The organism is Rhodococcus sp. USK10, from assembly GCF_019378875.1.
In the GTDB taxonomy this organism is placed as follows: Bacteria; Actinomycetota; Actinomycetes; order Mycobacteriales; family Mycobacteriaceae; genus Rhodococcus_F; species Rhodococcus_F pseudokoreensis.
This window is the reverse complement of the sequence record NZ_CP076048.1, coordinates 4,056,170-4,069,122: the sequence shown is the minus strand read 5'-3', so window position 1 is coordinate 4,069,122 and position 12,953 is coordinate 4,056,170. Positions and strand designations below refer to the sequence as shown.

The following is a 12,953-nucleotide window of genomic DNA, read 5'->3' as shown; positions in this document are numbered from 1 at the left end:
AGGGGTCATCGCCTCGGGTGGCGCCCGAGGTCTGGGGTGGTACTGGATCAGTTGACGGCGGCGGGCCGGTGGCGGCTGCGCAGACCGGGCTTGTCGATCTTGCCGACGGGGTTGCGGGGCAAGGCGTCGACGATGTGAATGGCTACGGGCAGTTTGACTTTCGTCAGCCGGTCGCGCAGATGGTCGTCGAGCTGATCGTCGGTGACCGGGCTGTCGGGGTAGGCGACGACGTAGGCGACCGGGACCTCGCCGTACACCTCGTGCGGGGCGCCGATCACGGCCGCCTCGAGGACGTCGTCGTGGGTGGCGAGTGCGTTCTCGATCTCCTTGGGGTAGATGTTCTCGCCGCCGCGGATGATCATGTCCTTGATGCGGTCGACGAGGGTGAGATAGCCGTCCTCGTCGAGGCGTCCGACGTCGCCGGTGTGCAGCCAGCCGTCGACGACGGTGCGTTCGGTTTCCTCGGGCCGTCCGAGGTAGCCACGCATCACGTTCGCGCCCCGGATCACCACCTCACCGACGGTCCCCACCGGTGCCGGCGCGCCGGACTCGTCGACGATCGCGATGGTCTGACCCGGCAGCGCGGGGCCGACCGTGCCCAGTTTGCGGACACCGCCCGGCGGATTGCACGCCGACGCGCACGTCCCCTCGGTCAGCCCGTAGCCCTCGACGATGACGAGCCCGAAACGCTGCTCGGCGCGGTCGAGGAGTTCCTTCGAGATCGGCGCCGCACCGCACACCGCGAACCGCAGCGACGAGAGGTCGGAGGCGGCGTCCTGGGAAACCAACAGCGCGTAGATGGTCGGGACGGCGGAGAAGTACGTCGGGCGCAGGCGGGCGACGTCGTCGAAGAATCGGGCCGGAGAGAAACGTCCGGTGACGCTCAGCTGACCGCCGGCCAGCATCGGAGCAAGGAAGCTGACGCAGATCGCGTTGACATGGAACAGCGGCAGAATCAGCAGGCAGTGGTCGTCGGCGGTGAGCGAGAAGTGCTGCACCATCGACGAACTCATGAACTGCAGATTGTCGTGGGTGAGCATCACACCCTTGGGCCGCCCGGTCGAACCGGACGTGTAGATCAGCAGGGCGACGTCGTCTGCGCCGGCGGTCGGGCCCGGCGTCCAGTCGGGGTCGGGGGTAGTCGCCATGTCGTCGACGGCGATCGCCTGCCGGCCGCCGGTGGGTGCGTCCGGTCCCTCGTTGACGACGAGTACTGCGGCGGCGTCCGCGATCTGATAGTCGGCCTCCGTCGCGGTGAAGGTGGGATTGACCGGGGTCGCGGCCGCCCCGATCCGCCAGGCCGCCATGAGGGCGACGAGCAGTTCGGCGCGGTTGGGCAGCATGATCGCGACGACGTCACCGCGACCGACACCGTGCCCGGACAACTGCGCGGCGAATGCGTCGACCCGCTGCGCGAACTGCCGGTAGGTCAGGTCGAGGCGGTCGTCGCGCAGGCACGGCGCATCTGCGCGCTGTGCGGCGAGGTCCCAAGCGAAATAGCCGATGTGCGACACGATTTCGTCCGCCCTTTCGTTGTGGTGTGATCCACGACACTATCGGCGGTTTCGAGTGTGAGAAACGGTCTCGGGGGCTCGAGTTCGGACCCTGCGTTGTCGGTTGAGCACAACCGCGGCCGTCCGGGGGTTGACACCGCGCCGCAGCCGTGGTCAATATATGCAAATGCTTAGAAAATAAGCATATGCTTAGAACTGAGGGGCTGCAGGTCCGCACCGACTGCCGTCCACCACGTCAATCGGTAGGAGTTTCCCATGCCCGAGGCCGTCATCGTCTCCATTGCCCGTTCCCCGATCGGTCGCGCCATGAAGGGGTCGCTGGTCGGCATGCGCCCCGACGACCTCGCCGCGCAGATGGTGCAGGCGGCCCTCGACAAGGTGCCCGCACTCGACCCGACCGACGTCAACGACCTCATTCTCGGCTGCGGTCTGCCCGGTGGTGAGCAGGGCTTCAACATGGGCCGCAACGTCGCCGTCCAACTCGGCTACGACTTCATCCCCGGCACCACCATCACCCGCTACTGTTCCTCGTCGCTGCAGACCACCCGCATGGCGCTGCACGCCATCAAGGCCGGCGAGGGTGACGTGTTCATCTCCGCCGGTGTCGAGACGGTCTCCCGGTTCGTGAAGGGCAACTCTGACTCGCTGCCCGACACCCAGAACCCGCTGTACGCGGACGCGCAGACCCGTACCGAGAAGCTCGCCCAGGGCGGTCAGCAGTGGGTCGACCCCCGCGAGCAGGGCCTGGTCCCCGACACCTACATCGCGATGGGTCAGACCGCCGAGAACGTCGCCCAGGTCACCGGCATCACCCGCGAGGAGCAGGACCGCTGGGCGGTGCGCTCGCAGAACCGCGCCGAGGAGGCCATCAAGAGCGGCTTCTTCGAGCGGGAGATCACCCCGGTCACCCTCCCCGACGGCACCGTCGTCAGCACCGACGACGGTCCCCGCGCGGGCACCACCTACGAGGCCGTCTCGCAGCTCAAGCCGGTGTTCCGCCCGGACGGCACGGTGACCGCCGGCAACGCGTGCCCGCTCAACGACGGCGCCGCCGCCCTGGTCATCATGTCCGACACCAAGGCCAAGGAACTCGGTCTGACCCCGTTGGCGCGGATCGTGTCCACCGGGGTGTCCGGTCTGTCGCCGGAGATCATGGGCCTCGGCCCGATCGAGGCGTCCAAGCGTGCCCTCGCGATCGCGGGGCTGGGCATCTCCGACATCGACCTCGTCGAGATCAACGAGGCGTTCGCGGTGCAGGTGATCGGGTCCGCGCGTGAGCTGAACATCGACGAGGACAAGCTGAACGTCTCCGGCGGCGCCATCGCCCTCGGTCACCCGTTCGGCATGACCGGTGCCCGCATCACCGCCACCCTGCTCAACAACCTCACCACCCACGACAAGCAGTTCGGCCTCGAAACCATGTGCGTCGGAGGCGGTCAGGGCATGGCGATGGTCCTCGAGCGGCTGTAGGCGGCTCCGCCGCCCGTGCGTGGTTAGGGAGTCCCTGGACTCGTTAACCACTCACGGGCGCGAAGCGCCTACGCCAGGCCCGACAGCGGCGGCGGGGTGTTCTCGTCGCGCCAGGCTATGGCCTCCTTCAGCGTGGTGAGGTCGTAGTCGGGACCGCCCACACCCACGGTGAAGAGGGTGACGCCGGCGTCGACCTGTGCCGCCGCGTCGTCGACGCCCGGCCACGACGTCGAGTGCTGGATGCTGTCGGGGCTGCGGCCGGCACTACGAGCGTGGTCGGCGAGGATCCCCGACTTACGTCGGTAGGTGTCCATGTCGCTGAAACTGTGCCAGATGTCGCCGTATTTGCCGACCAGCGGCAACGTCTTCTTCTCGCCGCCGCCGCCGATGAGGATCGGAATGTGCCGGGTGGGTGCGGGTTCCAGCTTGGCGAAGCGGGCGGTGATCCGCGGGAGGTACTCGCCGAGCAGATTGATGCGCGACCCGGCGGTGCCGAATTCGTAGCCGTACTCGTCGTAGTCGCGCTCGAACCAGCCGGCGCCGATGCCCAGGATCAGGCGTCCTCCGCTGATGTGGTCGACGGTGCGGGCCATGTCCGCGAGGAGGTCCGGGTTGCGGTAGCCGGCGCACGTGACGAGCGCGCCGATCTCGACCCGTTCCGTCTGTTCGGCGAACGCCCCGAGCATCGTCCAGCATTCGAAGTGGGCGCCTGCCGGGTCGCCGTACAGCGGGTAGAAGTGATCCCAGTTGAAGACGATGTCGACGCCGGCGTCCTCGGCCCGCAGCACCGCGTCGCGGATCATCCCGTAGTCGGGCGCGTGTTGCGGCTGAAGTTGGACGCCGATGCGAACTGGACGAGTCATTCTGGCTCCTCGGAGTAGACGGTGGGCCTTCTCGATCCATATTGCTCGCGCGACGGCCGGACGCACAACGAACTGCCGTGGAAGACTGGGCGTGTGAAGGTCACCCAGCGGCCCGACCCGCCCACCGGCTTCCGGCGGGCGTTCTTCCGCGCACCGATCTACCTCTACCGCTGCCACCTCGGGTTCCTGCTCGGCGGCCGGTTTCTGCTCCTCGGACACGTCGGGCGCAAGACCGGAGCGCGTCGGCAGGTCGTGCTCGAGGTGGTCAATCACGACGCCGTCGGCGACGGGTACGTGCTGGCCGCCGGGTTCGGTCCCAAGTCCGATTGGTACCGCAACCTGCGGGCGCAGCCGAACGCGACGGTCCAAGTGGGCCGTCGGCGACTGTCCGTGACAGCGGAATTCCTCGATCCCGAGACCGGCGCGGACTTCATGGCGCACTACGCGGCGGAGCATCCGAAACTCGGGATGCGGATAGCCCGGGGCATGGGCTTCGACGTCGACGGCAGCGCGTCCGACTTTCGGGCGGCGGGCCGCGAGATCCGTTTCGTCAGGCTGCGCCCCCGCGACTGACTCAGGCTCGGATACCGCGATTGTCGCGCAATCGCTTTCGTTGTGTCAGGTCAGTGCGGGGAGCAGGCCGAGGAAGCGCCGGACGACATTCGGGTCGCCGTCGACGGTGGCGTCGCCGGCGTCGATCGCCTCGTCGAGGTCGCGGCCGTAGAACGCCATGGACGTGAAGACGGTGGATTCGGCGGTCACCACCGCATCGGGGTCGGCGGCGCTGCCCCGCTCGATGACGAGTCCGTCGGTGGTGTCGATCCGGATGACGTCGCCCTTGCCGAGTCGCAGTTCGAGGCGCACCTTCACGTCGCCCAGCGGGACGTCTTCGAGCATGGTCCGCATCGACAGCACGGTGGTCTCGTTGCTGACCTGCGCGCCGTGCGGCATGGCGGGCGAGCGCACTCCCCAGCGCCCCAGCGCCCGGAGCACCGGTTCGAGTTCGAGACCCCATTCGGTCAGCTCGTAGACCTGGGCGCGCGCCGGAGGTCCGAGGGTGACCCGGCGGACGATGCCCGCCTCCTCGAGGTCGCGCAGTCGTTGCGACAGCACGTTCGCGCTGGCGCCCAGTACGCCGCTGCGGAGGTCGGTGAAGCGCTTGGGCCCGAGCATCAGTTCGCGGACCACGATCAGCGACCACCGCTCCCCGATCAGGTCGAGGGCGTGTGCGGCGGCGCAGCCGTCGTCGTAGGAACCGTAGGTACGTCGGGACGCCATACGTCGATGGTATCAAATCAAGACTAGATGGTTGTGTTTTAGGATCACGCCTGGTTACGGTGGCTGACATGAGCGAATTCACCGCTGCCTCCGAAGCTCGGACCACCACGGCCGGCGCTCGCGAATGGGCGGGTCTCGCCGTCCTCGGCCTCGCCTCGCTGCTCGTGTCCGTCGATGTGTTCGTGCTGCTGCTCGCCCTGCCGAGTCTGAGCCGCGATCTCGACGCCAGTGCCACCGAGCAGTTGTGGATCATGGACATCTACGGGTTCCTGCTCGTCGGCTTCATGCTGACCGCGGGCACCCTCGGCGACCGGATCGGACGCCGCACCCTGCTCCTCCTCGGCGGCGCCGGGTTCGCCGCCGCGTCGGTGTTCGCCGCCTTCTCCACGAGTCCGGAAATGCTCATCGCCGCACGCGCCCTGCTCGGCATCGCCGGGGCGACGCTGGCGCCGTCGACACTCGGCCTGATCAGCACCATGTTCCGCGACGCCCGGCAACGGTCGGTGGCGATCGGACTGTGGATGATCGGGTTCATGGGCGGTGCCGCCGCGGGACCCGTCGTCGGCGGATTCATGCTCGAGCACTTCTGGTGGGGTTCGGTGTTCCTCCTCGGTGTTCCGGCGATGGTCCTGCTGCTCGTCCTCGGGCCGATTCTGCTGCCCGAGGAGCGCGACCCGGCGGCAGGTCGTGTCGACCTGGCCAGCGTGGCCCTGTCGCTCGCCGCGATCCTGCCCGCGGTGTTCGGGCTGAAGGAGTTCGCCAGCCACGGCTGGGCCGCGACCTCCGCTCTCGCAGTGGTCGTGGGTGTCGCGTTCGGGTGGGTCTTCGTGCGCAGGCAGAGGCGCCTCGACGACCCGCTCGTCGACCTGACGCTCTTCCGCAACCGGGCGTTCACGACCGTCGTGATCAGCATGATGCTGGTGACCGTCATCGGATCGCTGATGTTCTTCACCGCGCAGTTCCTGCAACTCGTCGCCGGTCTCACACCGCTGCAGGCGGGCTTCGCGATGCTGCCTGCGGCGCTCGCGGCGATCGTGAGTTTCGGTGGGGCTCCGCTACTCGCGCAACGGATCCGGCCGGTGTTCGCGATCTCCGGCGGCATGCTCGTCGCCGCGGCAGGGTGCTTCCTCTACACGCATGCGGACGCCGACGGCGGGCTGGTCGCGATCATCGCTGGACTGGCGGGCATGAACCTCGGGTGCGGGCCGCTCGTCACGCTCGGCACCGGGATCGTCGTCGGTTCGGTGCCCAGCGCGAAAGCCGGTTCGGCGGCCGCGATGTCCGAGACGAGTGCGGAGTTCGGGTACGCCATCGGGCTCGCCGTCGTGGGCAGTCTCGGCGCGCTCGTGTACCGCACCCAGCTGGCCATCGCCCCGGACGTTCCCGCTGAGCTGGCGGAGAGGGCACGCGAAAGCCTTGCCGGCGCCGCGAATTCGGCTGCACACCTCGGTCCAGGTGGCACCGCACTGCTCGACTCCGCCCGCGAGGCCTTCACCACCAGCGTGCACGTCGTCGGGTGGGTCGCCGCCGCGATCGCCCTGCTGGTCGCGGTCGTCGACGCCGTGTACTTCCGGCATCTGCCGCCGATCGTCTCCGACACGGACGAGGGTGCGGCGCCGTGTCCCGAACCGTCGGCGGCATCCTGAGCGGGCGAACGTGCCGTCCGTCGCCTCGGATGCGCCGAAAGGTACGTTCGCCCGAGACTGTTTGGGCGTCAGTTCAGCCGCACCCCGTCGGCGAGGAGCATGGTCCGCAGGACGAACGCCGCCTCGGGGCCGATGATCTCCCCGACCAGGGTGAGGTAGCGGTCCACGTACTCCGGTCCGTGCGGCGCGACCGTCGGGTATTCGGGATCGGACGGGTCGAGATGGTGGGCGATCTCGTGCAGCACCACCAGTTCGCGGAACGCCCAGGCGTTGCCGTTCCGGTGCTCGGGTACCGCGATTGTCGCGCAATCGCTTTCGTAGTGCGCGGCCTTGTTGCCGGACCTCGCCCGGACGTGGATCGGGGTGGCCGCCCGCGTCCACGTGGATCGCACCCAGTTCAGGGCGAGCACGCGGTCGACGTAGTCCTGCACCGAATCGATGGACGCGAACCTGCGTTCCACCGGCAGCGTCACCTGCGAACCCAGGACGTCGACGACCCGCAGTCCGCGTTCGTCGGCGCGGTCGAACATGGTGCGCACCAACGCTTCCGCGTCGTACACGGCGGTGCGCTGAGTGTCGCGGGGCCGCTTCACGACGGGATCTGTCTCCGCGCGACAGACAGTTCGGGGGAGTTGCTCAACCGGGCGGTCCGGGCGGCGCGATCCCCCGCTCGCTGTGCACTCGACGAATGTCCGGCGGACGCCCGGCCGCCCCGCCACGTGCCGCGGGCCTGCGAGTTCTCCGAGTAATAGTCCTTCAGCTCGAGTTGCTTGTCGCGCAGGACCAGCGCCGTCTCCGCCGACGACTCCGGCACCGACACGGCCTGCTCCTCGGCCTCCTTCTTGGCGTCGGCGAGGCGCTGCCCGATCCGCGCGGCGTAGGCGAGCTGGAAGTTCAACCGGGCGGTGACCCCGGCGACGGGGCGTCGCACCCGGGTCGCGACCCGGCGGCGTCCGCGCGTCTCGACTTGCGTCCGGACCGTCGTCTCGTCGCGGTACTCGCCGGACTTGATGTAGGCGTCCGACGCTCGGACCATCTGGATCAGCAGGCTCGCGTACAGGGCCTCGCAGACGTCGATGTCGCCGGCGAACCCGTACGCGTAGATGACGGCCGACGTCTGCGCGATGTCGCACTGCACGTCGTTGGCGGCGGCGATCGCCAGGAACAGCTGCGCGTACGTCCGCAGACCCTTCTTGCCGGGTTCACCGATCGTGATCAGCCGTTGCGTGGGCGTCGCCTGCTTCTCCCGGCCGGCTGCGTGGGCGCGCGCCACCGCGAGGTCGATCGAGGAGGCGGTGGCGAGCCGCTGGGCCGCCGCCATGAAGGCCTCGCCCTCGTGCGGGTTGTCGGTGGATTCCGCCTGCCGGAGGAGCCCACCGATGCGGGTCAACATCTTGTCGGAACTCACCAGGGCAGGCTATCGCCCTGTGCGTGCTTAGCGAGTCCAGGCACTCGTCAACCACGCACGGGCGCGAAGCGCCTACAGCCGCGCGAGGTCGTCGAGGATCAGGTTTGCACCGGTGAGACCGATGCCGGTGATCCACACCCGGTAGTCGGTCTGGCGGACGCCGTCGCGTCGTGACGGCCCCATCTGCCCGACGAGGACGGGGTCGATGCCCAGGTCACCGGGTGCGGCGGTGTTGGCGACGAACGCGATGTCGGAGTCGATCTGGGCGACGTTCTCGAGCGAGATCTCGGACATGTCGTTCTTCGCGTCCCACGGCTGCCCGGTGATGGTGTAGCCGGCGGCGGTCAGCACGGACCCCGAGAACGTGCCCGGACCGTGGAGGCGCAGTCCGTCGTCCATCACACGGACGACGTGCGCGGTGCGGCCGCGGGTGGTCTCGCTGAGCGCGGCGGCGCGGGCGTGGAATTCCGACAGTTTCTGCTCGGCGGCCTGCGTTTCGCCCATGGCCTCGGCGAACAGCCGCAGCGTCCCCTGCCAGTCGACGGCGGGCGACACGGAGAACACGGTGGGTGCGATCGCCGACAGTGCGTCGTACAGGTCGCCGTGCCGCTGCTTGCTGCTGAGGATGAGGTCGGGTTGCAGCGCGGCGATCGCCTCGAGGTTCGGTTCGGCGATCGACCCGACGACGGTAGTGCTGTCCAGTCCGCCGCCGAGATAGGCGGGCAGCGCGTCGGCGGAACCGGCCTGAGCTGCGCCGACCGGGGTCTTCCCGAGGGTGACGACGGTGTCGATGGGCAGGCTGTCGAGGGCGACGATGCGGCTGGGCCGGTTGCTCACCGTCGTCGTCCCCATGGCATGGGTGACCGTCCGCTGCCCGCCGCTGTCGTCGGCCGATGCCGCGTCGGGTCCCGCGCACGCGGCGGTGAACGCGGCCAGCGCTGCTGCTCCCAGCCCAGCGCCGAACTGTCGTCGCGTGAGGGCGTCGACGATCTCCTGCCATTGGACGTCGGTGACATTCGGGGAGCACGTGGCTGAACGCATCCTGGACCTCGATCTCGAAGGGGGCGAAAGGTAGGCGAACCTAACCTTATACAGTCCGGGTGTGAGTGTGCAGACGACGACGCCGCCCGAGGGGCGGACGCCACCGGCCTGCGCGGCGCTCTCCCAGTCTCTGCAGGAGCCGTTGTGCGGCACCGCACCCCGGGTGCGCGGATGGCTGCTGATCGAGCAACCCGGACCGTGGGGACGCGACCGACTGCGGCAGAGCCGCCTCGACCCGGTCCTCGGCGACGCGCTCGCCGCCCGGTGCGCCGACGCCGGAGTGCGTCCGGTGCTGATCCGCACCCGGCAGCGCCGCGACCTCGCCGCCGGACGGCACGTCTACCTCGCCCGGCCGGGCCGCGCCGACGGCTGGGCCGAGCGACTGCTGGTGCGCGAGGACCGGGAACTGCTCGACCTGGACCTCACCGTCGACGCGCCGCCCGGGCTCGGTGAGCGTCTCGACGCCACCGAATCACTGTTCCTGGTCTGCACCCACGGCAAGAAGGACGCCTGCTGCGCGTCGTTCGGACGCCCCGTGGTCACCGCCCTCGGCCATCGCGGTGGCCGGGTCTGGGAGTCGACGCACGTCGGCGGCGACCGGTTCGCCGCGACCATGGTGTGCCTGCCGTCCGGCATCTATTACGGGAGGGTCACGGCGGAGGCGGCGGAACGCATTGTCGCCGAGCACGATCGCGGGCGGGTCGTGCTCGAGCATTACCGCGGCCGGTGCACCGACGACCCCGTGCTGCAGTTCGCCGAGCACACCGTCCGGGGGGAGCGGGCGCTGCCCGGACTCGACGACGTGATCCCGCTGTCGGCGGTCCCACGGCCGGACGGCGACACGGACGTCCTGGTCAGGCACCCCGGCGGCATCGACCGGGTACATGTCCGCACGACCCGCGCCGAACCCCGCCTGACCGCTTGCAGCGCCGGTGTCGTGGACAGGCCGGACCGGTTCGAGAAGGCTCCGCCCGTGCGCGCTTGACGAGTCCAGAGACTCCTTTCCCGCGCACGGGGCGCGAAGCGCCCTGTGTTCACACGGCATTCACGCCCCCGTTTCATTAGGGGGTTCATCCCCAGCTGTGGAGAAACCTGTACATGAATCCGACCAACATGATTCGGACCGAGGGGAATTCGTACCGGACCACCCACAGGTGAGTGAGAAAGTGTGTCAACAGGTACATTTTCACGCACCTGAGCGCGGCGCCGGGTAGAAGGGACTTCGACGTTCATGGCCACAGTGACCTATGACGGTGCCACCTGCCTGTTCCCCGGCTCGGACAAGCCGGCCGTCGACACGCTCGACCTGAAGATCGAGGACGGCGAGTTCCTGGTCCTCGTCGGACCGTCCGGCTGCGGCAAGTCGACGTCGCTGCGAATGCTGGCGGGGCTCGAGGACGTCCACAGCGGGCGGATCCTCATCGGTGACCGCGACGTCACCACGCAGGAACCCAAGGAACGCGACATCGCGATGGTCTTTCAGAACTATGCGCTGTACCCGCACATGTCGGTGGCCGAGAACATGGGTTTCGCGCTGAAGCTCGCCGGCGCCGCGAAGGACGACATCCGCACGCGGGTCGAGGAGACGGCGAAACTCCTCGACCTCGAGCCGTACCTGGACCGCAAGCCGAAGGCGCTGTCCGGCGGTCAGCGGCAGCGCGTCGCGATGGGACGCGCCATCGTCCGGCAGCCGCAGGTGTTCCTGATGGACGAGCCGCTGTCCAACCTCGACGCCAAGCTCCGGGTGCAGACGCGGACCCAGATCGCGCAGCTGCAGCGCCGTCTCGAGACGACGATGGTGTACGTGACGCACGACCAGGTCGAGGCCATGACCATGGGCGATCGGGTGGCCGTGCTGAAGGACGGGGTGCTGCAGCAGTGCGCGTCGCCGCGCGACCTCTACAACCGGCCCGCGAACGTGTTCGTCGCCGGTTTCATGGGTTCGCCGTCGATGAACCTCTTCACGCTGCCGATCACCCCGGACGGGGTGCTGCTCGGCGACGCGACCATTCCGTTGCCCCGGCAGTTGCGTTCCGACACCGACGAGCGTCAGGTGGTCGTCGGGATCCGCCCGGAGCACTTGGAACTGTCGACCACCGGCATCCCGATGGAGGTGGCGGTGGTGGAGGAACTCGGATCCGACGCCTACATCTACGGCCGCAGCACCGTCAACGGTGAGACGCAGCAGTTGGTGGCCCGCGCCGACTGGCGGAACCCGCCCCGCAAAGGTGACCTGGTGAAACTGCACGTCGACCCGTCGCAGGTGCACCTGTTCTCGGCGTCCGAGGGTTACCGGCTCAGCTGATCGCGGCGCCTCCTGACCGATTCAGGTCGGGGGTAATGCCGGACAGTGACGGTGTTCCATGCCACAGTATGTTCCGACGCCGCAGCGGTGCCGCGAAATCTCGTCGCACCGTGGCGGGGTTCATCCACCTTTACCCACGGGGAGACTCCATGGTTCAGATTTCGAGAGCGGTCCGGCGCGCCGCGGTGTTTGCCACCGCAGCCTCGCTGGTCACGCTCACCGCTTGCTCGAGCGACAGCGGCAGCGATTCCACGTCGGAGAACCTCGACGGCCGCGGACCCATCACGTACGTCGAGGGCAAGGACACCACCGAGACCGGTGTCGTCCGCCAGATCATCGACGCGTGGAACGCCGAGCACCCGGACGAGCAGGTGACGTTCAAGGAGCAGTCGAACGACGCCGATCAGGCGCACGACGACCTGGTCCAGCACCTGCAGGCCAAGCAGTCCGACTACGACGTCGTCGCACTCGACGTCCCCTGGACCGCGGAGTTCGCGGCCAAGGGCTGGCTGCAGCCGCTGACCGGCGAGTTCGCGGTGGACAACACCGGAATCCTCCCCGCCACGGTCGACAGCGCCACCTACAACGGCACCCAGTACGCGGCGCCGAAGAACACCAACGGCGGCCTGCTGTACTACCGCAGCGACCTGCTGCCCGCCGCACCGAAGACGTGGGCCGAGCTGTCCGCCGCGTGTGAGGTCGCGAAGACCAACAACATCGACTGCTACGCCGGTCAGTTCGCACCGTACGAGGGCCTGACGGTGAATGCCGCCGAGGTCATCAACGCCTACGGCGGCTCGTTCGTCGGCGAAGACGGCAAGACCCCCACGGTCGACAGCCCCGAGGCCCGCGCCGGCCTGCAGGTTCTGGTCGACAACTTCAAGAACGGTGACATCCCGGCCCAGGACACCACGTTCAAGGAGCCCGAGAGCCAGAAGGCGTTCGAGGACGGCAAGGCGCTGTTCCTGCGCAACTGGCCGTACGTGTACGGCACCGCCGACAAGGATTCGTCCGCGGTGAAGGGCAAGTACGCGGTCGCCCCGCTGCCCGGCAAGGACGGCATCGGCGCCTCGACGCTCGGCGGCTACAACGCGGCCATCAGCGCGTACTCCGAGAACAAGGCCACGGCCCGCGACTTCCTCACCTTCCTGCAGGGTGAGCAGGCGCAGCGGATCATCGCCATGGGCTCGCTGCCGCCGGTCCGCGCCGCACTGTACGACGACCCGGAGATCATCGCGGCCTTCCCGTTCATGCCGACGCTGAAGGTGTCGATCGAGAACGCCGTCCCCCGTCCGGTCACGCCGTTCTACCCGGCTGTGTCGAAGGCCGTGCAGGACAACGCCTACGCTGCCATCAAGGGTGAGAAGTCGGTGGATCAGGCGATCACGGACATGCAGTCCGGTATCCAGTCCGCAGGCTCGTAGAGCA

At 68.6% G+C, this 12,953-nt stretch carries 12 protein-coding genes; 6 read left to right on the top strand and 6 right to left on the bottom strand.

The genetic code is table 11. The features are described from left to right. Nucleotides 1–47 precede the first annotated feature (47 nt). Nucleotides 48–1,514, bottom strand: a complete 1,467-nt coding sequence (locus I1A62_RS25705; protein WP_219460889.1) for a class I adenylate-forming enzyme family protein — start codon at nucleotides 1,512–1,514, stop codon at nucleotides 48–50. A 255-nt stretch (nucleotides 1,515–1,769) separates the two neighbouring features. Here I1A62_RS25705 and I1A62_RS25700 point away from each other — a divergent pair, with 255 nt between their 5' ends. After that, nucleotides 1,770–2,984 (top strand): acetyl-CoA C-acetyltransferase, encoded by a 1,215-nt coding sequence (locus I1A62_RS25700; RefSeq protein WP_124389578.1) that lies wholly within the window; start codon nucleotides 1,770–1,772, stop codon nucleotides 2,982–2,984. A 68-nt stretch (nucleotides 2,985–3,052) separates the two neighbouring features. Here the strand turns inward: I1A62_RS25700 and I1A62_RS25695 are convergent, their stop codons facing one another. After that, nucleotides 3,053–3,847, bottom strand: a complete 795-nt coding sequence (locus I1A62_RS25695; RefSeq protein ID WP_218271354.1) for an LLM class F420-dependent oxidoreductase — start codon at nucleotides 3,845–3,847, stop codon at nucleotides 3,053–3,055. A gap of 93 nt (nucleotides 3,848–3,940) precedes the next feature. On the opposite strand from I1A62_RS25695, the gene I1A62_RS25690 reads away from it, so the two are divergent. Next, on the top strand, nucleotides 3,941–4,420 hold the full coding sequence (locus I1A62_RS25690) for a nitroreductase family deazaflavin-dependent oxidoreductase (protein ID WP_219460887.1): 480 nt from the start codon (nucleotides 3,941–3,943) through the stop codon (nucleotides 4,418–4,420). A 45-nt stretch (nucleotides 4,421–4,465) separates the two neighbouring features. Here I1A62_RS25690 and I1A62_RS25685 read toward each other — a convergent pair whose 3' ends face one another. Beyond that, on the bottom strand, nucleotides 4,466–5,125 hold the full coding sequence (locus tag I1A62_RS25685) for a helix-turn-helix domain-containing protein (protein ID WP_219460885.1): 660 nt from the start codon (nucleotides 5,123–5,125) through the stop codon (nucleotides 4,466–4,468). Between the two features lie 68 nt (nucleotides 5,126–5,193). On the opposite strand from I1A62_RS25685, the gene I1A62_RS25680 reads away from it, so the two are divergent. Beyond that, entirely contained in the window at nucleotides 5,194–6,771 is a 1,578-nt protein-coding gene (locus I1A62_RS25680) for an MFS transporter (protein WP_219460884.1), read from the top strand. Nucleotides 6,772–6,839: 68 nt separating this feature from the next. Here I1A62_RS25680 and I1A62_RS25675 read toward each other — a convergent pair whose 3' ends face one another. The 3 genes from I1A62_RS25675 to I1A62_RS25665 all read right to left on the bottom strand — a co-directional run bounded on the left by I1A62_RS25675 (nucleotide 6,840) and on the right by I1A62_RS25665 (nucleotide 9,220). Then, complete coding sequence (locus tag I1A62_RS25675; RefSeq protein ID WP_219460882.1) at nucleotides 6,840–7,364, bottom strand: TIGR04338 family metallohydrolase; 525 nt, start codon at nucleotides 7,362–7,364, stop codon at nucleotides 6,840–6,842. Then, nucleotides 7,361–8,179 carry a DUF2786 domain-containing protein gene (locus I1A62_RS25670; protein ID WP_124389584.1) on the bottom strand — a complete coding sequence of 273 codons (819 nt, stop codon included), beginning with the start codon at nucleotides 8,177–8,179 and terminating at the stop codon, nucleotides 7,361–7,363. Before I1A62_RS25670 ends, I1A62_RS25675 begins: the two co-directional genes overlap by 4 nt. A gap of 72 nt (nucleotides 8,180–8,251) precedes the next feature. Continuing rightward, nucleotides 8,252–9,220 carry an ABC transporter substrate-binding protein gene (locus I1A62_RS25665; protein ID WP_219460880.1) on the bottom strand — a complete coding sequence of 323 codons (969 nt, stop codon included), beginning with the start codon at nucleotides 9,218–9,220 and terminating at the stop codon, nucleotides 8,252–8,254. A gap of 61 nt (nucleotides 9,221–9,281) precedes the next feature. Between I1A62_RS25665 and I1A62_RS25660 the strand changes: the two genes are divergently transcribed. From I1A62_RS25660 to I1A62_RS25650, 3 genes are all read left to right on the top strand, one after another. Beyond that, on the top strand, nucleotides 9,282–10,205 hold the full coding sequence (locus tag I1A62_RS25660; protein WP_219460879.1) for a sucrase ferredoxin: 924 nt from the start codon (nucleotides 9,282–9,284) through the stop codon (nucleotides 10,203–10,205). 246 nt (nucleotides 10,206–10,451) lie between these two features. Further along, entirely contained in the window at nucleotides 10,452–11,525 is a 1,074-nt protein-coding gene (locus I1A62_RS25655; protein WP_087555586.1) for an ABC transporter ATP-binding protein, read from the top strand. 149 nt (nucleotides 11,526–11,674) lie between these two features. Next, nucleotides 11,675–12,949 (top strand): ABC transporter substrate-binding protein, encoded by a 1,275-nt coding sequence (locus tag I1A62_RS25650; RefSeq protein WP_124389587.1) that lies wholly within the window; start codon nucleotides 11,675–11,677, stop codon nucleotides 12,947–12,949. The last annotated feature ends 4 nt before the right edge of the window (nucleotides 12,950–12,953 follow it).